At 30.2% G+C, this 21,409-nt stretch carries 20 protein-coding genes; 16 read left to right on the top strand and 4 right to left on the bottom strand.

The features are described 5' to 3' along the window. Positions 1–76 precede the first annotated feature (76 nt). The 12 genes from ACWW38_RS06740 (at position 77) to ACWW38_RS06685 (ending at position 12,671) form a co-directional block, all read left to right on the top strand. Positions 77–505 (top strand): FHA domain-containing protein, encoded by a 429-nt coding sequence (locus tag ACWW38_RS06740; RefSeq protein WP_456260020.1) that lies wholly within the window; start codon positions 77–79, stop codon positions 503–505. Between the two features lie 112 nt (positions 506–617). Beyond that, positions 618–1,838: an FtsW/RodA/SpoVE family cell cycle protein gene (locus ACWW38_RS06735; RefSeq protein ID WP_456260019.1), complete on the top strand. Its 1,221-nt coding sequence runs from the start codon at positions 618–620 to the stop codon at positions 1,836–1,838. Continuing rightward, positions 1,831–3,246 (top strand): peptidoglycan D,D-transpeptidase FtsI family protein, encoded by a 1,416-nt coding sequence (locus tag ACWW38_RS06730; protein WP_456260018.1) that lies wholly within the window; start codon positions 1,831–1,833, stop codon positions 3,244–3,246. The genes ACWW38_RS06735 and ACWW38_RS06730 overlap by 8 nt, the downstream gene beginning before the upstream one ends. Before the next feature lie 123 nt (positions 3,247–3,369). Beyond that, on the top strand, positions 3,370–3,969 hold the full coding sequence (locus tag ACWW38_RS06725) for a metal-dependent hydrolase (RefSeq protein WP_456260017.1): 600 nt from the start codon (positions 3,370–3,372) through the stop codon (positions 3,967–3,969). 37 nt (positions 3,970–4,006) lie between these two features. Continuing rightward, a complete protein-coding gene (gene uvrC / locus ACWW38_RS06720; RefSeq protein WP_456260016.1) occupies positions 4,007–5,872 on the top strand; it encodes an excinuclease ABC subunit UvrC in 1,866 nt (621 codons plus the stop codon). Positions 5,873–5,887: 15 nt separating this feature from the next. Then, positions 5,888–6,622: a PHP domain-containing protein gene (locus ACWW38_RS06715; protein ID WP_456260015.1), complete on the top strand. Its 735-nt coding sequence runs from the start codon at positions 5,888–5,890 to the stop codon at positions 6,620–6,622. A gap of 56 nt (positions 6,623–6,678) precedes the next feature. Beyond that, the gene (gene murB, locus ACWW38_RS06710) at positions 6,679–7,620 is read left to right on the top strand and encodes a UDP-N-acetylmuramate dehydrogenase (protein ID WP_456260014.1); all 942 of its coding nucleotides are present in this window, start codon (positions 6,679–6,681) and stop codon (positions 7,618–7,620) included. 195 nt (positions 7,621–7,815) lie between these two features. After that, positions 7,816–8,697 carry an RNase adapter RapZ gene (rapZ, locus tag ACWW38_RS06705; protein WP_456260013.1) on the top strand — a complete coding sequence of 294 codons (882 nt, stop codon included), beginning with the start codon at positions 7,816–7,818 and terminating at the stop codon, positions 8,695–8,697. Next, positions 8,694–10,031: a gluconeogenesis factor YvcK family protein gene (locus ACWW38_RS06700; protein ID WP_456260012.1), complete on the top strand. Its 1,338-nt coding sequence runs from the start codon at positions 8,694–8,696 to the stop codon at positions 10,029–10,031. Before rapZ ends, ACWW38_RS06700 begins: the two co-directional genes overlap by 4 nt. Positions 10,032–10,038: 7 nt before the next feature. After that, complete coding sequence (gene whiA / locus ACWW38_RS06695; RefSeq protein ID WP_456260011.1) at positions 10,039–10,992, top strand: DNA-binding protein WhiA; 954 nt, start codon at positions 10,039–10,041, stop codon at positions 10,990–10,992. Between the two features lie 9 nt (positions 10,993–11,001). Beyond that, complete coding sequence (locus ACWW38_RS06690; protein ID WP_456260010.1) at positions 11,002–12,303, top strand: DRTGG domain-containing protein; 1,302 nt, start codon at positions 11,002–11,004, stop codon at positions 12,301–12,303. A gap of 77 nt (positions 12,304–12,380) precedes the next feature. Beyond that, the gene (locus ACWW38_RS06685; protein ID WP_456260009.1) at positions 12,381–12,671 is read left to right on the top strand and encodes a Dabb family protein; all 291 of its coding nucleotides are present in this window, start codon (positions 12,381–12,383) and stop codon (positions 12,669–12,671) included. Positions 12,672–12,737: 66 nt separating this feature from the next. On the opposite strand, the gene ACWW38_RS06680 is transcribed toward ACWW38_RS06685, so the two are convergent. Beyond that, positions 12,738–13,220: a hypothetical protein gene (locus ACWW38_RS06680; protein WP_456260008.1), complete on the bottom strand. Its 483-nt coding sequence runs from the start codon at positions 13,218–13,220 to the stop codon at positions 12,738–12,740. A gap of 41 nt (positions 13,221–13,261) precedes the next feature. After that, positions 13,262–14,917, bottom strand: coding sequence for an Ig-like domain-containing protein (locus ACWW38_RS06675; protein WP_456260007.1), 1,656 nt, complete (start codon positions 14,915–14,917; stop codon positions 13,262–13,264). 265 nt (positions 14,918–15,182) lie between these two features. Between ACWW38_RS06675 and asnA the strand changes: the two genes are divergently transcribed. The 4 genes from asnA (at position 15,183) to pdxT (ending at position 19,134) form a co-directional block, all read left to right on the top strand. Further along, positions 15,183–16,202 (top strand): aspartate--ammonia ligase, encoded by a 1,020-nt coding sequence (gene asnA, locus ACWW38_RS06670; protein ID WP_456260006.1) that lies wholly within the window; start codon positions 15,183–15,185, stop codon positions 16,200–16,202. 292 nt (positions 16,203–16,494) lie between these two features. Beyond that, on the top strand, positions 16,495–17,505 hold the full coding sequence (locus tag ACWW38_RS06665) for a YeiH family protein (protein WP_456260005.1): 1,011 nt from the start codon (positions 16,495–16,497) through the stop codon (positions 17,503–17,505). Between the two features lie 182 nt (positions 17,506–17,687). Next, a complete protein-coding gene (gene pdxS, locus ACWW38_RS06660; RefSeq protein WP_456260004.1) occupies positions 17,688–18,560 on the top strand; it encodes a pyridoxal 5'-phosphate synthase lyase subunit PdxS in 873 nt (290 codons plus the stop codon). A 1-nt stretch (position 18,561) separates the two neighbouring features. Then, complete coding sequence (pdxT, locus tag ACWW38_RS06655) at positions 18,562–19,134, top strand: pyridoxal 5'-phosphate synthase glutaminase subunit PdxT (protein WP_456260003.1); 573 nt, start codon at positions 18,562–18,564, stop codon at positions 19,132–19,134. Positions 19,135–19,245: 111 nt separating this feature from the next. Here the strand turns inward: pdxT and ACWW38_RS06650 are convergent, their stop codons facing one another. Beyond that, complete coding sequence (locus ACWW38_RS06650) at positions 19,246–20,721, bottom strand: ATP-binding protein (RefSeq protein WP_456260002.1); 1,476 nt, start codon at positions 20,719–20,721, stop codon at positions 19,246–19,248. Further along, on the bottom strand, positions 20,714–21,397 hold the full coding sequence (locus ACWW38_RS06645) for a response regulator transcription factor (RefSeq protein ID WP_456260001.1): 684 nt from the start codon (positions 21,395–21,397) through the stop codon (positions 20,714–20,716). The genes ACWW38_RS06650 and ACWW38_RS06645 overlap by 8 nt, the downstream gene beginning before the upstream one ends. Positions 21,398–21,409 lie beyond the last annotated feature (12 nt).

Raw genomic sequence — 21,409 nt, 5'->3', positions numbered from 1 at the left:
AAAGGAAAAATAAAGACTAGCATAATCTAAATGCTAGTCTTTAGTATGATAAATTTTTTATTAAGTAGGTGAAAAAATGCCTTTATTAAGATTAATTTTAAGAGTCCTAATTATTGCAGTTATATATATAATTATTTTCTGGGCTTTAAAAATTATGTACAAGGATATAAAAGGTGGAAACAAAAGAAAAAAAGTTGGAAAACGAATAGGATTAGAAGTTATGCAAGTTGGAGGCGGGAATTCTATTCTAAAGATAGGGTCTGTTATTCCAATACATAATAAGCTTACTATAGGAAGAAAAGAAGATAATCAGTTGGTGTTGCACGATCAGTATGTTTCAGGTAATCACGCTGTTATATTCATTAAAAATAATGAATATATCATAGAAGATTTAAAGAGTACCAATGGAACTATAGTAAATAACGAAAAATTAGATAAAGCTACTTATCTAAATATAGATGATGAGATTGAAATTGGGGAATATATATTTAAGGTAATAGGTTAAGTAAAGTTTAGAAGTATAACTTCTAAACTTTATGCTTTTATCCTATAGGAATTTATAAGTAAAACAGAATGTAAGTGACTTTTTTACTATTTAAAGAATGGAGAAGTAATATATGGATAGTAAGCGTTATGAAAAAAAATTATTAAGGTATACGTATATCTTTTGTCTTATATGTTTTTTTAATTTAAGTACTTTGTATTGGCCTAAGCAAACTATTGATAAAACAGCAATTATTATGGGAGTAATGATATGCGGATTAATTGCATATGCACACTTTATAATTAGAAAGTTTTTCCCGGATGGGGATAAGTATATACAGATTTTTGCTAGTATTTTAACTGTAGTTGGTATAGTTATGCTATACAGGCTAAATAAAGGTGAAGCATTAAAACAGGTAATTTGGTTTACTGTCGGTATAATAGGTTTTATATTGATAGTAGTATTGCTGCCAGACTTAAAAAGATTTTCAAAATATAGATATTTTTATCTAATTTGCACTATAGCTTTAATGGCTTTAGGAACATTATTAGGCCAAGAAAAGCATGGCTCTAAGAATTGGATTACTTTAGGTGGGTATGCTTTTCAGCCTTCAGAATTTGGGAAGATATTACTAGTGGCATATCTTTCAGCAGCACTGAAAAAATATGAAAATTATAAGGATTTAATTGAACCAGCTATTATAGTAATGATATCCTTAGGATTTATGGTTCTCCAAAAAGATTTAGGTTCAGCACTAATATTTTTTGGTATTTCAGTAACAATGCTGTATATAGCTACATCAAAAATTAAATATGTGGCAACTTGTTTTGCATTATTTGCTGTTGGATCAGTAGTAAGCTACAAGTTATTCAGTCATCTTAGAATTAGAGTAGCAATTTGGAAAGATGTTTGGTCTTATGCTACTGCTGAAGGATATCAAGTTGTTCAATCAATGATAGCTATAGCATCAGGAGGTTTATTTGGAACAGGGCTTGGACAAGGACATCCGGAGTTTGTACCAGTCAATTCAACTGACTTTATTTTTTCATCATTATGTGAAGAGATGGGTGGACTTATGGGATTTGCTGTAATAATATTATATTTTCTACTATTTTATAGATGTATGAGAGCAGCTGTTCATGCTGAAGATAAATTTTCTGCATTATTAGCTGTAGGATACAGCTCAATGATTGCCACTCAAGTGTTAGTTATAGTGGGAGGGGTTATAAACCTAATACCTTTAACAGGAATAACTTTACCACTTATAAGTTATGGAGGAAGTTCAATGATAACTACCTTTTTTGCCTTAGGTATACTCCAAAAAATTTCAGAGGAGGGAACAGGCATTGAATGATATTTCTAAAAACATTAAGAAAGTTCTTGTAGTTTTTCTAGTATGTTTTATAGGAGTAATGTCCTATATTACATATTTTGAAATTTTTAAATCGGATAAAATTGTTGAAAGCCAATATAATAGAAGATTACAAGCAAAAAGAAATGAAGTTTTAAGAGGAACAATTTACGATAGAAACATGAAAGCATTGACACAGAGTAAGAAGGTTAGTAAATTAAATCAAGAAAGAACCTACGTAGCTGGAGAATCATTTGCTCATGTTTTAGGATATGTTAATCCTAGATATGGAATAACAGGTCTTGAAAAACAATATGACTCCATGCTTATGGGAGCAGATACAGCAGATTTATCAAAGTTTTTAAACTCCATTACAGAAAAAGAGGAAAAAGTAGGATATAATATAAGAACTACACTTGACTATAATATACAACAAAAGGCCTATGAAGTCTTAGGAGATAATAAAGGAGCCGTAGTAGCATTAAATCCTCAAACAGGAGAGATATTAGCTATGGTATCAAAACCTTCTTTTGATCCTAATAAATTAGATGAAAATTGGAAGAGTGTAAATAGTAATAAAGATATCCCCCTTTATAACAGAGCTATTCTAGGTCTATATCCTCCAGGGTCTACTTTTAAAATAATAACTACAGTTAGTGCTCTAGAGAATATTAAGGGAGTAACAAATAGAACTTTTAATGATGAGGGAGTACTTGTATTTAATTCAAAAGAATCATTGAAGAACTATGATGGTCACAGTTATGGAAATATTGACCTGAGAGAGGCTTTTTATAAATCTAGTAATGTAGTTTTTGGTACACTAGGAATGGAACTTGGAAATGAAGCTCTAAAGAATACTGCTGAAAAATTTTATTTCAATAAAGAGCTTCCTACTGATGATTTTGCAGCTAAAACTAGCAAATTCCCTACACTAGGGAAAAGTGAAAAAGGAAATATGGCACAAACTGCTATAGGTCAAGGACAAGTTTTAGCATCACCAATGGAGATGGCTATGGTATCAGCTGCAATTGCTAATAATGGATTAATGATGAAACCAATATTGGTTAAAGATGTATTAAATCCAAAAGGCGATAGCATAAAAAAGACAAAAATTGAAAGCCTTCAGCAGGTTACTTCAGTAGAAAATGCTAAAATTCTTAAGGAATATATGAAAGCAGGTGTAAATGAGGGTACAGGCGGAAATGCAGCGCTAGAATCTATAGATGTATGTGGTAAGACGGGAACAGCGGATACAGGAAGACCAAATGAAAAACCTCATTCTTGGTTCGTAGGTTTTGCACCAAAAGAAAATCCGCAAATTGCAATAGCAGTTATAGTAGAAAATGGTGGTGTAGGTGGAGGAAAAGCAGCAGAAGTTGCAAGAGAGGTAATAAGACAGTATATAAAATAGGGACAAAAATAGGTACAATAGTAAAAGAACATATGTTTCTTTTTTGATAATAATGTTATAATAAAGTCAAGAGTTTGTAGAATCTTGACTTTTTTTATTATAGGTATTAACAAAGGAGAAGACATGAAAGGAAAGACTCATGTAGGAATAGGTACCGCAACATTTATGTCCATGTATAATAAAGTCCCAGGGGGATTTAATTACATAGGGTTAATTGTAGTAATATTGGCGTCTTTAATACCAGATATAGATCATCCCAAAAGTATAATTAATAAGTATATATTACCATTTAGAAATAAAAAAACAAAAACCACAGTATACCTATGTTTGGCTATAATAGTGTTGTATACTGATTATTTATATATGAGAGAACCTGCATTGAAGGTTTTGGGAATCTCTCTAATATTTATAGCTGTTTCATCTCATAGAAATGGTCTTACGCATAGTTTAGTAGGGCTTATAGTATTTACAATGTTATCAGGTTATTTGGGAAAGACTTATAGTATTCCTAATTTACCTTATTATTTTATGATAGGATATGGGATGCATTTAGTATGTGATATGGGTACTAAAAGAGGAATTCCTTTATTTTATCCATTTATAAAGAAAAAGTATAAGTTACCATTAACGTATAATGCAAATTCAAAAGGTGGAAGTGCTTTTGAAAATTTTTTGATAGTTATTGGAATTGCATATATTGTTTATAAACTTCCAGGAATTTAATCTAAAACACTGACAAAGGAAAAGAGGTGTTATACATATGTTTGACTTTGAATATCAATTAAAAATGCTGCCTGAAAAACCAGGAGTTTACCTTATGAAAAATTCTCTTGGAGAGATTATATATGTAGGGAAAGCAAAAGTACTTAAAAATAGAGTAAGACAATATTTTCAGAATTCTAAGAGCCATGGAAGTAAAGTTAAGGCCATGGTGAAGAATATAGCGGAATTTGAATACATTATAACTGATTCGGAAATGGAAGCTCTAATTTTAGAGTGTAATTTAATAAAGAAGCATAGACCAAGGTACAATATTTTGTTAAAAGATGATAAGCATTATCCTTTTATTAAAATTACTGTAAATGAAGATTTCCCAAGGGTTTTCGTAACAAGAATTAGAGCAAGGGATGGTGGAAAATATTTTGGACCATATCCCGATGCATCTGCGGTTTATGAGACTATTGAGCTTATAAAAAAAGTTTTTCCTATAAGAAACTGTAGGTTATCTATCAAGGAAAATGGAGAATATATAAAGCCGTGTCTAAATTATCATATAAATTTATGTACAGCACCTTGTGCGGGATATATAAATAAAGAAAAATATGGCAATACTATAAAACAGATAATTGATCTGCTTACAGGTAAGGAAAGTGAAATAATAGAGAACTTAAAAGAAGAAATGAACAGAGCAGCTGAAAGTCTAGACTTTGAAAAAGCAGCTTCATTTAGAGACAAATTACTGGCAATTGAAAAGATAAGAGAGAGACAAAAGATAATTTCTAGTAACTTTGAAAATGAAGATTTTATAAATGTATATAGTGATGATGAAGATTGGTGTGCTCAAGTTTTCTTCGTTAGAAGTGGAAAAGTAGTAGGAAGAGAACATTTCATTTTAGATAATAGCATTTTTACAGAGAGAGCAGAGATTATTTCGAACTTTATTAAGGATTTTTATGGAGGAACAGCTTTTATACCTAAGACATTATATGTACCGGAGGCCGCTGATACAGAACTTTTAGAAGACTGGCTAACTTCTAAAAGGGGAGCAAAAGTGTCTATAAAGGTTCCACAAAAGGGAGAAAAAAGAAAGATGTTGGACTTAGTAGAGGGTAATGCCAAAAATACTTTAGAGCAGTTTAAATTAAAGATAAAAACAGATAAGGAATTGCATAAAAATGCATTAAAGGAATTAGCTGAATTACTTGAATTAGAAGAAATGCCTGATAGAATAGAGGCATATGATATATCTAACATACAAGGTGTAGATTCTGTAGGGACTATGGTAGTTTTTGAAGCTGGAAAGCCTAAAAATAGTGATTATAGAAGATTTAAAATAAAGACAGTAAAAGGTGCAAATGATTATGATAGTATGAGAGAAATACTCACTAGAAGATTTAAACATGGAATTAGTGAGGTTCAGGAGATACAGGAAAGAAAACTACTATTAAGTGGAGCTAAATTTAGTATATTTCCAGATCTAATTTTAATGGATGGCGGTAAAGGACAAGTAAATGTAGCATTAGAGGTATTACAAAGCTTAAATATCCATATACCAGTTTGTGGTATGGTTAAAGATGACAAACACAAAACTAGAGGTTTAGTGTATAATAATAAAGAGATAGAAATGAAATCTAATGCAAAAGTTATGAATTTAATTACAAGAATTCAAGACGAAGTACACAGATTTGCTATAACGTATCATAGAAGTTTAAGGGATAAGAGAATCCTGCATTCTGTGTTGGAGGAAATACCAAATGTAGGTATTAGAAGGAGAAAAGAACTATTAAAGAAATTTGGAAGTATAGAAAATATAAGAAATGCCTCCTATGAAGAATTAATAAATACAGAATCAATTAATGAAAAGGCGGCTGGAAGTATAATAGATTATTTTCACAAAGAAAAGTAAAAGGGAGTGTTGTTTGTGAAATATGTTCTTGATGTGCATACACATACCCTGGCTAGTGGCCATGCATATAGTACTTTATTAGAAAATGCAAAATATGCATCCGAAATAGGACTTAAGCTCTTAGGAACTACAGAACATGGCCCAAATATGCCAGGTGCACCTCATATTTGGTATTTTGATAATTTTAAGGTATTGCCAAGAGAAATATATGGTGTTACAATGCTTCATGGGTGTGAAGCTAATATTATAGATTATAATGGGAACATAGATATCCCAGAAGATACTGCAAAGAATCTTGATATAATAATAGCTAGTCTTCATGAACCTTGTATAAATCCAGGAACAAGGGAAGAGAACACTGAAGCATTATTAAAAGTTATGGAGAATCCATATATTGATATTATAGGACACTCTGGAAATCCTAAGTTTCCTATATATGAGGAAGAGATAGTTAAAAAAGCTAAGGAAAAAAATATTTTAATCGAAATAAATAATAGTTCTTTTAAAACTTCCCGTAGAGGAAGTGAGCCTATTTGTATAAATATAGCAGAATTATGTATGAAACATGGGACAAAAGTTATAATGGGAACTGACTCTCATATATGTTTTACTATTGGAAACTTTGATAAAGTATCAGCTATATTTGAAAGAATAGTAATGCCAGAAGAACTAATAATGAATAGGGATGCAGATCAATTTTTAAGATACTTGAAGAATAAGGGTAAATTAATAGATATGTGTCTTGATTAAGTACCAATAAATAATTTATACTATTTACATATTTAATAATTATCAAGGAGAGGCAAATGATTCTATATGGTGAATTAAATAATAGACTAAAAAATGTTTTAGATGAGCAAGATGTTATGAATGATGTATCAATGAAAGAGCATACTTCATTTAAAGTAGGTGGACCTGCAGATTTATTTGTTACACCTAGGACTTATGAAAAAGTAAAAGAAATTATTGATATTTGTAGAGAAAATAATGTTTCTTATTTTATATTAGGAAATGGCTCTAATCTCTTAGTAAAAGATGGTGGGATTAGAGGAGTAGTAATAAATATGTCTAAACTAAATGAAGTTAAAGTGGAAGCAGATAGAGTTATTGCTCAAAGTGGGGCATTACTTTCAAGTGCTTCAGTTGCAGCTTTACAAGGAAGCCTTAAAGGAATGGAATTTGCTCATGGAATACCTGGAAGTGTAGGGGGAGCCGTTACAATGAATGCAGGTGCATACAATGGAGAGATATCTCAGGTAATTGAAAGTGCACTTGTGATAGATAATGAGGGAAATATCAGAAGGATTTCTAAAGATGAACTAGAACTTAGCTATAGAATGAGTGCTATTTTAAAATATAGCTATGTGGTTTTAGAGGCAACATTCAAATTAGAAAAAGGTGACCATGAAGCAATAAAGAATAGAATGGATGACTTAATGAGAAGAAGAAAAGAAAGGCAACCATTGGAGTATCCTTCAGCAGGAAGCACTTTTAAAAGACCAGAAGGTTTTTTTGCTGCTAAGCTTATTGAAGATACTGGTTTAAAGGGTACAAAAGTTGGCGGTGCAGAAGTATCAATGAAGCATTCAGGGTTTATAATTAATAAGGAGAATGCAACTGCCAAGGAAATCTTAGATTTAATTAAAGTAGTTCAGCAGAGAGTTAAAGAAAAGTTTGATGTTGAGTTAAGCACAGAAGTTAGAATAATTGGAGAAGATGAATATAAAGTCGAAAATAAAGCAAATTAGTAAAATTTAAATAATTTTATAGTAATTGAATCCAAATAAAGACTAATATAGGGTAAGACCATGTTAGTCTTTTTATTTTAGTAATATATTCTATTGAAATAGGTGTATTAAATTGCTTTTAACAAAATAGCATTTTATATAAAAAACGTGTTATAATAAAAAAATAAGACTGTACTAATGCAAGGAGGAGTATATATGAGGTTTGTCATCGTAACAGGGCTGTCAGGAGCAGGTAAAAGTCAAGCTATTAGGAGTTTAGAAGACTTAGGATATTTTTGCGTGGATAATTTACCTCCAACCTTAATGGGAAAGTTTGCGGAAGCTTGTTATCAGACTGATGGTAAAATTGATAAGATAGCATTAGTTATAGATATAAGAGGTGGAGAGTTTTTCGACGATTTATTTGAAAACTTAAAATATTTAAAAGAACAAAATTATAAATATGAAATATTATTTTTAGATGCTAATGATAATGTATTAGTAAAAAGATATAAAGAGTCTAGAAGAAAGCACCCTCTTGCACCAGAGGGAAGAATTCTTCAAGGAATAGAATTAGAGAGAAATAGATTAAATGAAGTAAAGTATAGAGCTACAAATATAATTGACACTTCAGAAATGACTCCTATGCAGTTAAGAGAAAAGATATCACAAATCTATGGAGATGATTCTCAAATGGAGAATAGGCTTATGATTAATGTGCTGTCTTTTGGATTTAAATATGGGATACCAGTAGACGCAGATTTAGTTTTTGATGTAAGGTTTTTGCCTAATCCTTATTATATACCTGAACTTAAAGAGTTTTCAGGAAATGATAAATCCATAAAAGATTATGTATTAAACTTTAAAGAAACTAATGAGTTTATAAATAAATTAGAAGATATGTTGGAATTTTTAATTCCTAACTATGTTAAAGAAGGAAAGAGACAACTTATTGTAGCTATAGGATGTACAGGTGGAAGACACCGTTCAGTAACTATTGCAAATACAATATATGAAAAGTTAAAAGAAAAAGGACACAAAATAAGTAAGGAGCATAGGGATATAAACAAAGATGTAAAAGGTAAGGTAAAATCATGAAAGCAGCACAGTGGTTAAAGCCTGGCATAAGAGTTAAAAGATGGATTTCACTAGGAGCTATGGGAATCCTATTTATAGTTTTTGCTGCTGTGGAGTTTTTTAACAGAGTGAATATTACTATAAACTATAAGTTATTTTATGGCTTTCTAATTTTAGCAGGAATTATGATTTTATATATATCAATTACTCAAGGAATACGTTCAATTATTGCTTTGATTAATAAAGGATATTTGAGTGTATCAATAGATTCTACAAAACTAGAAAACCTTATATATGAAAAAAGACTCCTAGTAAAAGGGCCAAAGATTGTGGCTATAGGCGGTGGAACAGGACTTTCAACCATGTTAAGAGGACTAAAATATTACACTTCTAACATAACAGCTATAGTAACAGTAGGTGATGATGGTGGCGGTTCCGGGGCTTTAAGGGAAGAACTTGGGATATTACCTCCAGGTGACATTAGAAACTGTATATTGGCCTTGGCAGATACTGAACCTCTAATGGAAGAATTACTTCAATACAGATTTAAAGAAGGAAATTTAAAAAATCAAAGTTTCGGGAACTTATTTCTAGCTGCTATGGATGGTCTATCTAATAATTTTGAAGAAGCAGTTAAAAAGATGAGTTCAGTTTTAGCAGTAACCGGGAGGGTATTACCAGTTACTCTAGAGGATATGATGCTTAAAGCAAAATTAAAAAATGGAAATGTAGTCCAAGGAGAGTCTAATATACCAACAGAAGCTATAAGGCAGAAAAGTAAAATAGATAGAATTTTTATTGAGCCAGAAGGTGCTAGAGCACTGGATGAAGCAGTTGAGGCTATAAAAGATGCAGATGCAATAATTTTAGGTCCAGGAAGTTTATACACAAGTGTTATTCCAAATCTTCTAGTTAAAGATATTAGTAAGGCTTTAAAAGATAGTAAAGCTTTAAAAATATATATTTCTAATATAATGACACAAGAGGGAGAAACTGATGATTACGATGCTGCTGACCATATAAGAGCTATTTTCAAACATGGTGGAAATGGGATTATAGATTATGTGGCTACAAATACACAGGAAATAAATAATGTAATAAAAGAGAAGTATCTAGAAAAAAATGCAAAGCCAGTTAAAATAAATGAAAAAGATATTATGGACATGAATGTGAAAGTTATTGAGGGAGATTTTATTACAATTAAAAATGGTTTTGTAAGACATGATCCAGATAAACTAGCCAAGTTTATTATGGAAATAATAATGGATAAGAAACTTTTATATGATAGAAAGAAAATAATAGAATATTTTTATTTATCACAAAGGCTAAAAGAAAATAAAAAGAGTAAGGAGTAGAAGGAAAATGTCATTTTCTTCAAAGGTAAAAAATGAAGTATGCAGGCAGGCGGAATTAACTAGAGAAGAGGCTATTGCTGAGCTATCAGGAATAATGAAAGTAAGTGGTACATTAGGATTTAGTGGAGATATGAAGATGAATTTTAGAATTTCTACAGAAAATCCTGCTATTGCTAGACTTACATTTAAGCTACTAAAGGAACATTTTAATATTCATACAAAGATTTTTGTAAAAAAAAGTAATTCACTTAAAAAGAATAATATATATTCTGTTATGGTAGATAATGAAATGGGTGTAAAAGAACTATTGAAAGAAGTTGGTGTACTTAAAGAAGATGATGGAATGATTTTATTAGATTATAGCATTCCAAAGAGAATAATACCATCAGATGATTGCAAAAGAGTGTTTATAAGAGGGGTTTTCTTAGGGGGAGGAAGTATAAGTAATCCAGAGAAGACATACCATCTTGAATTCGTTACTCATCATGATGAATATGCTGGAGAATTAAGCAAACTTATAAATAGCTATGGATTAAATTCCAAAGTTATTCAAAGAAAAGGAAGTTACGTTATTTACTTAAAAGAAGGAGAACAAATAGTAGACTTACTTAATATAATAGGAGCTCACGAATCCCTTTTAGAACTTGAGAATGTTAGAATAATGAAAGAAATGAGAAATAATGTAAATAGGTTAGTTAATTGTGAGACAGCAAATCTAAGTAAAACAGTTAATGCAGCGGTAAGACAAATAGAAAGCATAAAATTGATAGAAGATGAAATAGGCTTAAAGAGACTTCCTAAAAATTTAAGAGAAGTTGCAGAATTAAGATTAGTATATCCTAATGAGTCATTAAAGGAACTTGGGCAAATGTTAGATCCTCCCGTTGGAAAGTCTGGTATCAACCATAGATTAAGGAGAATAGAAAAAATAGCAGAAGAATTAAGAAAAGAAGGAAAGTAGGTACAACATATGTCAAAACATGAAGAGATAATAAAATATATATCATCACTAGAGGTTGGAACTAAAATTTCTGTAAGAAGTATAGCAAGTGAATTAGGAGTAAGTGACGGGACTGCATATAGAGCTATAAAAGACGCGGAAACTTTAGGTATTGTATCTACTATCCCTAGAGTAGGTACTGTTAGAATAGAGAAGGTAGAAAAGAAAAGTATTGAGTCCCTTAGTTACGCAGAGGTTGTAAATATTGTGGATGGAACACTATTAGGCGGAAAGGATGGAATACATAAAAGATTAAATAAATTCATTATTGGTGCTATGCAGCTTAATGAAGGAAAAAAATACATACTACCTGGGTGTTTAATTATAGTAGGAAATAGGGAAGATATGCAAGAAATTGCGCTAGAAAATGAATGTGCTGTCCTTATAACTGGAGGTTTTTCTTGTAGTGATAGAATTAGGAAGCTAGCAGATAGTAAACGATTACCTATAATTTCTTCTAGTTATGACAGTTTTACAGTGGCAACTATGATAAATAAGGCTATATCTGAGAATCTTATAAAAAAAGATATTGTATTAGTAGAAGATATAATGAGAACCGAACCAGAATACTTAAAAGCTACGGATACTGTTCGTTCTTTTAAAAAGTTAATTGAAAAAACTAAGCACGAGAGATATCCTGTAGTAGATGAAGATATGAATGTTGTTGGAATTGTAACTATGAAAGATTTACCTAGTGATGGTAATAATGATGAAATTTTAATAAGTAAGATAATGATAAAAGAACCAATAACGGTTAGAAGAAAAACTACAATTGCATATTCTGCTCATGTAATGGGATGGGAAGGCATAGAAATATGTCCCGTAGTAGAGGGGAGAAAACTAATAGGAATTGTAGGAAGAGAGGATATAATTAAGGCACTACAGTATATAACTAGGCAACCTCAAGTGGGAGAAACTATAGAAGATTTAATACTTAAAAATTTCGAATATAAAGTAGAAGATGATATAATGAGGTTTTCTGGAAAAATAATACCGGAGATGCTTGACCAGTTGGGTACAGCTTCCTGGAGTTCTTTAAATATGTTACTTTCCACAGCAGGAATACTAACTTTAAGGTATAGAAATAATATAAATATATCTGTAGATAGTATAATAACTTATTTTATGAAGCCGGTACAAATGGATAGTATAATAGAAATATGTACACAAGTTATAGATATAGGAAGAAGCTTCTGTAAGGTAGAAGTAAATATGTACAAGAAGAAGGATTTAATTGCGAAAGCAATGCTTTCAGCTAAAATATTAAGATAAAATAATGAACTCAACAATCTTTAAAACAACCTTAACCTATTAAAAGATATAGATATTATAAAGGAGATGATTAATTTATGTTTACACATGTTGTATTTTTTAAGTTAAAAGAACCTACAATAGATAATCTGGAGAAAGCTAGGAGATTACTAGTTGATATGGAAGGAAAAATAGAGCAGCTAAAGGGATTAGAAGTTGGAGTAGATGTAGTTCGTTCTGAAAGATCATATGATATAGCACTTATTACTAGATTTGATTCTAAAAAGGATATGGATGATTATCAAGTACATCCATATCATGTAAATGAAGTTTTAAAAAATTTAAAGCCTATGTTACAAAGTTCAGCAGCAGTTGATTATGAAATATAAAAAGCACTATATGAGTAACCATATAATAAGAGCATTAATCCTTGCATAGGAATTAATGCTCTTTTATTAATACTCTTTATATAAAATATTATCAATATAGTATTTATCATTAATTTTAATAATAATCATTTCTTGTTCATATTCACCCATTTTATCTTTGATCTTAACTTTTATACTAAACTTATTGTAATTAGCATCTAAGTTTGAAATAGGTGAAAAGTTTAATATTTTATATGGAACTGATTTTACTTTATAAAAGTAATTATCTAATTTTTTTATATAATCAGTAGAAAGTATATCCAACAGAGCTTTTTCGTTAGATTTATTATACTGAAGCTCTAATGATTTAGATGCTAAACTCTCAATTTGTGATATAAAATTAGGATCCTTAACAGGATCTTTGTCTTCAGGTTGTTTTTTTTGGAGTTTTTTAGCTATCTCTTCATATTGCATTACAATATCATTTGATGAGCTTTCGTATTTTCCACAGGCTGCTATAAAAGTAGTACTAAATGTCAACATAATAAGTGCAATAATTTTCTTTAGCATAAAACATTTCTCCATTACCAATATCGATTTTAAATTAAATTTTATTTTATTCCCATAGCGGTTAGAAGTATATTAATAGATATAGGATATTCATTTAATATATAGTTTTGTATAGGAATAAAGTTATCTTTTTCAGTAGGTGTTAATGCTAGATACCTAATATATATAAGTATAGCATTTGGAACATGAGTTTTATCTGCGATATATGCATCTAGCTCAGATTTTAAATACAAAATGAAGTTTTTTTCATTTTCAGATATAGCTAGCTTCAATTGTTTGTCCATCTCAGAACTTAAGTTTTCTAAGGTATCCTTATTATTAAATGTACCAGAGGTAGTGAATTTAAGTGCATACACTTTTTTTAAAGGTGAATTTGAAGAAGATAAAATACCTTTATTAACATATAAAGTATAGCTGCTCCCAGAAGAATAAGGCCTAACTGGAGTTACCTTAAGTACGGTGCTGTCATTTCCTAAGGATATATTCACATCTATTAAATTTCCATTACTATCATACACGCTTATAAGACTATTATCAATAGATTTATGATTAAGTTTGGAATTAAAGGTTATTTTAAACTCTTTATTAGTAGGAACGGAATAGTTAAGATTTAGGTAACTTATTCCGTCTTTATCATCGGAGTATATGGTGTTATGCTTTCTAGGATTCAAACCACTATCCCATTTATAATCATAAAATGCTTGAGGTCTAATTAAAATAGGAGTATCAGTTGAAGATAAATTTTTTATAGGAGTACCATCTTGCCAGTTCCCCATAAATAATTGTTCTTTACTGCTATTTCCTAAGGATACATTTTTACCTTCAAGGCTTCCATTAAAAGAGTAGTCAGCTAAACCATCAAATATTTTAAAAATTCCATATATATCTAACTCATTAGTTGTGTTAATATTGTATTCGCCTCCTAAAGGAGTTCCGTGAGTGGCATTTAACCTCTTACCTTTATTTGAGGAGGTGAATAAAGTTATAAAATCTTTTTCGCTATTAGGAATGCTAATGTTTTCAAATATATCTTTTGCCATTCTATGATCATTAGTAGTATCATCACTAAATACTTCCATAACAAGCTTTGTATTTTTAGGATAGTTATTTAGCTGCTCTTGTGTTATTCCATAGGAATACCAAGGTGCCATCATATATAGAAATATACCACTTTCTCCCCAATCTTTATCTTGTACTGCTTTATATGCAAGAGAAGGAATGGCTCCAGCCCCAAAGGAGTGTCCAACAAAACCTATTCTAGATAAATCCATTAAGCTACCATACTTTGATACTGATTCTTCAATTCCTTTCCACAGTATCTTGTATTTACTTTCTATTAAGGTTTTAGTTGTAGGTGGAGGAACTATAGGATATGGGGTATACACTACTGCATAGCCTTTTAGAACTATATGTTCTATAAGATTGCTATAAAACTTAGGATCTGTACCACCGTAACCATGACAGAAAAATATAACTGGCAATTTGCCATTATGAAATTTAGGATAGAATACGTAGGATTTCTCTTGAAGATAATAAGTATTTAAAAAGGTCTCTTCAGTTATTTCTCTATTTTGTATAACTTTAGTAGTATCTCCTTCTTTTGATTGGGCACTAGCATTTTCAACCTTAAATAGACTGATAGTAATTAAAAATACGAGTATAAAGATTTTTAAGGGAATATACTTTTTTTTGTCCATAATTAATCACCTTCTTATATTGTATTTTAATACAAATTACATACATTTCCAATGGTTCCATGGTAAAATAAAAAGCTAAATTGTTAAATTGACTATTAATAAGTGTAAAAATTAATAATTTTTAATAAAATGATAATATATTAAGAAAAATAATGATAATATGATAAAATAATATAAAAAATATTGAAAAATTAAAATTAAAATGTTATAATTTTTATTAAATCGAAACAAAGATGGATTATATAAGGTTAGGGGAGGCATACTTATGGAAAACACTAAAAAGTTTGTTGTTTCAGAAGATTATCATTCAAGTCTAGATTTAAGAAGAACTGAAATAGCAATAAAAAAGATAAAGGATTACTTCGAAAGAGAACTTGCATATAAATTAAATTTGACAAGAGTATCTGCACCATTATTTGTAAAGAAGACATCAGGGCTTAATGATGATTTAAATGGAACTGAAAGACCAGTAGCATTTGATGCTTTAGATATAAATAAAGAAGAAATACAGGTTGTACACTCACTTGCTAAGTGGAAGAGAATGGCTTTATACAGATATGGATTTGAACCAGGAGAAGGACTATATACTGACATGAATGCAATAAGACGTGATGAAGAGCTAGATAACATACATTCTCTATATGTAGACCAATGGGACTGGGAAAAAGTTATAAATAAAGAGGAAAGAACTATAGAAAAATTAAAGTCTACAGTTGAAGATATATATGAGGTATTTAAAGGTACTGAAGAATTTGTAAATTGTAAATATCCAGAGATTGATAAAATACTACCAGAAAAGATCACTTTTATTACATCTCAAGAATTAGAAGATATGTATCCAGATTTAACACCAAAAGAAAGAGAAAATAAGATAGCAAAAGATAAGGGAGCAGTGTTTCTAATGAAGATAGGAGATACACTAGTTTCTGGAGAAAAACATGATGGAAGAGCTCCAGATTATGATGATTGGGGATTAAACGGAGATATATTATTTTGGTACCCAGTTTTAAATTGTGCAGTAGAATTATCTTCTATGGGTATTAGAGTAGATAAAGATGCCTTACTATATCAGTTAGAAAAAGAAGGATGTATGGATAGAGTAGACTTAGAATTTCACAAAATGCTTTTAGAAGAAAAACTTCCTTATACAATGGGTGGAGGAATAGGGCAATCAAGAATTTGTATGTTCTTTTTAAGAAAAGCACATATAGGTGAAGTACAAGCATCTATTTGGTCAGAATCTGTTATGGAAGAGTGCGAAAAATTAGGAATTGATTTACTATAAATATAAGCAATATTATGCTTAAAGGAAAAGTCTTTCTGTAGTTTATCTGCAGGAAGGCTTTTTAAGTTTAATTAGTGAAAGTACACAAGATTTATGATTATCTATAGTAGGTATATTTTATTGTATAACTATAAATTCTGCTTATACTTTTATAATAAAGTATAATTTGTATTTTGTTTAATCTAGTATTAATATATAAAAGTAAATATGGAAAGTTTTAAATGAATGTAAAAATCAACATTCATTTAAAACAGAGTCATAATAATGTACATTATATAAGGGAGATGGATTTATGAATTGGTTAAAAGAAAAAGGACCAGGTATTGTATTAGTTTTAATTATTGCAGTTGCTGCTAGTTTTCTTGGAAAACTATTTCCTATAATTGGGGGAGCTGTTTTTGGAATAGTAATAGGACTTATCATTAACAATACTATAGGAAAACCAGATATATCAGTTCCGGGAATTACATTTACATCAAAGAAAATTCTTCAGTGGGCTATTATAGTGCTGGGAGCAGGACTTAGCTTGAAACAAGTATGGAAGACAGGGCTAGATTCATTTTCAGTTATGATATTTACTCTTACAGCAGCATTTTTATCAGCCTATATTTTAGGAAGAGCCATGAAAGTTGAAGGAAACATAAGAAATTTAATAGGGGTTGGAACGGCGATTTGCGGAGGATCTGCTATAGCTGCAATATCTCCTATTATAGAAGCTGACGAGATGGAGATAGCTTATTCAATTTCTACTATATTTTTATTTAATATTATTGCAGTATTAATATTTCCTCCATTAGGGCACCTTTTAGGTTTCTCTGATAAGGCCTTTGGACTTTGGGCAGGAACTGCAATAAATGATACCTCATCAGTGGTAGCAGCAGGCTATGCTTTTAGTAATGCAGCGGGTGCTTATGCAACAATTGTTAAGCTAACAAGGACTACTATGATAATACCTATATCAATTGTGTTTAGTATAATTACAGCAGTAAAAAAGAAGAAGCAAATGAATGAGAGTGAAGCTAATGTAAATTACAATTTTAGCAAGATATTCCCTTGGTTTATATTATGGTTTTTAGTTGCCTCACTACTAAATACAATGGGATTATTTAGTGAGAATGTTGTAACTATCTTTAATAGCCTAGCAAAATTTATGATTGTCATGGCATTATCAGCTGTTGGACTTAGTGCAGACTTTAAGAAAATGCTTAAAACAGGGGTTAAGCCGATATTTTTAGGACTTTTTGTTTGGTTTATAGTTGCCATTGTAAGCATAATTGTTCAATATGCCACAGGGCAAATATAGTTATTTAAATTCTACCCTATAAAAAAATTTATAGTTCCTATTTAGGATTTTCATATAAGTAACTTAACATGTATCGGTACAATTGACTATAGACTGATTTTGAAGAATAATATATATAGCTCATGAGTTATATAAAAGTTGTACGTACAATGTATTTGGTTATTATATGAGGAGGAATTAAATTGAATACTAGGTACGAATTAAATAAAAATTTAGCACAGATGTTAAAAAACGGAGTTATTATGGATGTTGTAAATCCAGAGCAAGCTAAAATAGCCGAAGAAGCTGGAGCAGTAGCTGTTATGGCATTAGAAAGGGTTCCTTCAGACATTAGAAAGCAGGGTGGAGTTGCTAGAATGTCAGATCCTAAGATGATAAAGGAAATTATAGATGCAGTGTCTATACCTGTAATGGCAAAAGTAAGAATAGGTCACTTTGTTGAAGCACAAATACTAGAATCTTTAGGGGTAGATTACATTGACGAAAGTGAAGTATTAACACCTGCTGATGATTCATTCCATATAAATAAAAAAGAATTTAATGTTCCTTTTGTTTGTGGAGCAAGAAATCTTGGAGAAGCCTTAAGAAGAATAGGAGAAGGAGCATCCATGATAAGAACAAAGGGGGAAGCTGGTACAGGAAATGTTGTTGAAGCTGTAAGACACATGAGAACAGTACAATCTGAAATAAGAAAACTTCAACTTGCACCTAAAGAAGAGCTTATGACAGCAGCTAAAGAAATGGGAGCACCATATGATTTGGTAGAATATGTTGCTAAAAATGGCAAGTTACCAGTTATAAATTTTGCAGCAGGCGGAATTGCAACTCCAGCAGATGCAGCACTTATGATGCAATTAGGATGTGATGGAGTGTTTGTTGGATCTGGAATATTTAAATCTTCAAATCCAGAAAAAAGAGCTAAAGCTATAGTTAAAGCTGTAACTTATTATAATGATCCTAAAGTTCTTGCAGAGGTTTCAGAGGATTTAGGAGAAGCTATGTACGGACTTGAAATAAACAAGCTAGATACAGAATTTGCAAACAGAGGATGGTAAAATGATTAAAGTTGGCGTTTTAGATTTGCAAGGATCTGTTATAGAACATATTAATATATTAAAAAAAATAGAGAATGTAGAGACAGTTAGAGTTAAATATAAATCAGATATAGAAAAAATAGATGGATTGATAATTCCTGGAGGAGAAAGTACAACTATAGGAAAACTTTTAAGAGAATTTCAGTTGAAATCTATATTAAAAAGAAGGATAGAAGAAGGAATGCCAGTTTGGGGTACTTGTGCAGGTATGATTTTGCTGGCTGACAACATAGAAGGAAATGAAGAAGGGCATCTTAAAGTTATGGACATAACTGTTAAGAGAAATGCATACGGAAGACAGATTGATAGCTTTATAGTTGAAGGAAAAATTCCTGAAATTTCAGAGGAGCCTATACCATTAGTATTTATAAGAGCACCTTATATAACAAAGGTAGGAGGAAATGTAGAAGTTTTAAAAAGGATAAATGATAATATAGTTGCTGCAAGGCAGAACAATATTTTTGTAACATCCTTTCATCCTGAACTTACAGAAAATGAGGCGGTTCATAGATATTTTGTAGATAAGTTTTTTTAATATTGATAGGATAATGGTAAAAATATTAAATTACTATAATTTTATAAAAAATAATTAGCTGTGTGATTTTAGCTGATATAAATTATAGCCGTGGAATTTCCACGGCTATAATTATTTTTGAGCAGAGAGTAGAATGCTAATTTTAGTTCCTTTTTCAAGTTGACTTTCAACTATAATTTGTCCGTTATGTTTTCCTATAATCCACTTAGCAATAGATAATCCAAGTCCATTTCCACCAGTATTTTTTGCTCTTGCTTTATCCGCTCTATAAAATCTATTAAAAATATTAGGAAGATCTTCTTTAGGTATACCTATACCTGTGTCTTCAATTATAATAACTATATATTTTTTCTCTAGTTTTGTATTTAACTTAATAACTCCATTTTCAGGAGTGAATTTAACGCTATTATCAATAAATACTCTTAATGCTTCTTTGAGAAGCTTTCTATCCGCCATAATTGAAACTTTCATATTAGATTCACATAGTATTTTATGTTTTTTATCTATAAGCCTAGTTTCTTTAACTATTTCATCTATTAGTTCATTTAGGTAAAATTCCTCTTTTTCAACCTTTTGAGAATGCTTATCTCCTCTAGCTAGAAATAGGAGGCTTTCAATTAAGTTCTTCATATTTTCAGATTCACTTTTAATAGCTGTTATGGATTCATCTAATACATTTTTATCGTTTTTGCCCCAACGGTCTAGCAAGTTAGCATATCCTTGTATTACTGAAATAGGAGTTCTTAATTCATGAGAAGCATCAGATACAAATTGATTTTGCTGCTCATAGGACTGTTGTATACGATCTATCATGGCATTAAAAGTTTCAGCAAGCTCCTTTAATTCATCCTTAGAACCACTTATGTTAAGCCTAGTATCTAAAGCTTCAACAGATATTTTTTTTACTGTTTTAGTCATATCTGAAATAGGAGATAACATTTTTTTACTGGTTTTTGAGCATATAACTATTATAATTATCAGAGATATAATATTTATAGTTAATAATATTATAAATAATGTCTGCAAGTAAAAGTTTTCTTGAATAAGATTTTTGGACAGCTGAACATAGTAAATTTTATTATTATCAGATACTTGATTGTTCAGTATCATAATGTCCCCTTCGGCATTAGTTATAATATTTAATGAATCAATATCTTTATAAAAAGAAATAAGATTTTTATCTTTTTGAGTTGAAAAGACTACATTTTTATCCTTATCAAATATAGTGAAATTAATATTATCAGACTTCACAATTTCATCTATTATACCATTGGGGATTTCAGACTTTTCTTTAATATATGTGATTATAATTTTATTGTTTTTTTCAACAATATTTTGTGATTGATTTATTAAAAAATATCTAAATCCAAATAAAATGCCAGTACTGATTGAAAAAATAAGTACTAAAAAAATTAGTGCATATATAACGGTCATTTTGAAAGTTATAGAAAATCTTAGCCTTTTTCCGAGGCTCCCAAAGGAGCCTTTTATTAGGTTCACTAAAAAATTTGTTATAAATTTAATTAAAAATGTAATTAAGTTTATGATTTTATGAGTTATTTTAAAGGTAAATTTCATATTATTCATGTTTTAAAAGATAACCCACCCCTCGAACTGTATGGATAAATTTTTGATTAAACTTTTCGTCTATTTTAGTTCTTAAATATCTTATATACACGTCTACAACATTTGTGTCACCTATATAATCATATCCCCATACTTTCTCTAGAATTTTATCTCGTGTCAAAACAATGTTTTCATTTTCAATTAGATACTTTAATAAATCAAATTCACGCTTTGTTAATTCTATATTTTCACCCTCAAAAGTTACTGTATAGGTATCTAAATCTAGAGTTAATTTGTCCACTTGCATTAGATTTGTTTTCTTTTGAATATTGCTATGTCTTTTTAAGGCAACACGTATTCGAGCAAGGAGTTCCTCTATGGCAAAAGGTTTAGTCATATAGTCATCTGCACCTATATCTAGTCCCATAACCTTATCGGTTATTTGATCTTTAGCAGTTAACATTATAACAGGAATTTCAGAGGATTGGCGAAGCCTTCTTAAAACTTCCATTCCGTTAAGAGAAGGTAACATTACATCTAAAATGATTAACTGAAAATTGCCATTAAGAGCTTTTTCTAATCCTTCTCTACCGTCATATGCCTGCTCAACTATATAACCTTCATATTTAAGCTCTAATTCTAAAAATCTAGAAATCTTTACTTCATCTTCGATTACAAGAATTTTCTCACCAGCCACTTTTATTTCCCC

This window comes from Clostridium sp. JNZ J1-5 (genome assembly GCF_053901425.1).
The sequence above is the reverse complement of the archived record's forward strand: the minus strand, read 5'-3'. Positions and strand labels throughout refer to the sequence as shown.

Bases quoted from the DNA above. Each gene is read 5' to 3' on its own strand.
- ACWW38_RS06690 (WP_456260010.1), top strand. From the start codon at position 11,002: ATGTCAAAACATGAAGAGATAATAAAATATATATCATCACTAGAGGTT.
- murB (WP_456260014.1), top strand. From the start codon at position 6,679: ATGATTCTATATGGTGAATTAAATAATAGACTAAAAAATGTTTTAGAT.
- rapZ (WP_456260013.1), top strand. From the start codon at position 7,816: ATGAGGTTTGTCATCGTAACAGGGCTGTCAGGAGCAGGTAAAAGTCAA.
- pdxT (WP_456260003.1), top strand. From the start codon at position 18,562: ATGATTAAAGTTGGCGTTTTAGATTTGCAAGGATCTGTTATAGAACAT.
- ACWW38_RS06685 (WP_456260009.1), top strand. From the start codon at position 12,381: ATGTTTACACATGTTGTATTTTTTAAGTTAAAAGAACCTACAATAGAT.
- whiA (WP_456260011.1), top strand. From the start codon at position 10,039: ATGTCATTTTCTTCAAAGGTAAAAAATGAAGTATGCAGGCAGGCGGAA.
- ACWW38_RS06675 (WP_456260007.1), bottom strand. From the start codon at position 14,917: ATGGACAAAAAAAAGTATATTCCCTTAAAAATCTTTATACTCGTATTT.
- ACWW38_RS06740 (WP_456260020.1), top strand. From the start codon at position 77: ATGCCTTTATTAAGATTAATTTTAAGAGTCCTAATTATTGCAGTTATA.
- ACWW38_RS06700 (WP_456260012.1), top strand. From the start codon at position 8,694: ATGAAAGCAGCACAGTGGTTAAAGCCTGGCATAAGAGTTAAAAGATGG.
- ACWW38_RS06665 (WP_456260005.1), top strand. From the start codon at position 16,495: ATGAATTGGTTAAAAGAAAAAGGACCAGGTATTGTATTAGTTTTAATT.
- ACWW38_RS06725 (WP_456260017.1), top strand. From the start codon at position 3,370: ATGAAAGGAAAGACTCATGTAGGAATAGGTACCGCAACATTTATGTCC.
- ACWW38_RS06735 (WP_456260019.1), top strand. From the start codon at position 618: ATGGATAGTAAGCGTTATGAAAAAAAATTATTAAGGTATACGTATATC.
- ACWW38_RS06680 (WP_456260008.1), bottom strand. From the start codon at position 13,220: ATGCTAAAGAAAATTATTGCACTTATTATGTTGACATTTAGTACTACT.
- uvrC (WP_456260016.1), top strand. From the start codon at position 4,007: ATGTTTGACTTTGAATATCAATTAAAAATGCTGCCTGAAAAACCAGGA.
- ACWW38_RS06650 (WP_456260002.1), bottom strand. From the start codon at position 20,721: ATGAATAATATGAAATTTACCTTTAAAATAACTCATAAAATCATAAAC.
- asnA (WP_456260006.1), top strand. From the start codon at position 15,183: ATGGAAAACACTAAAAAGTTTGTTGTTTCAGAAGATTATCATTCAAGT.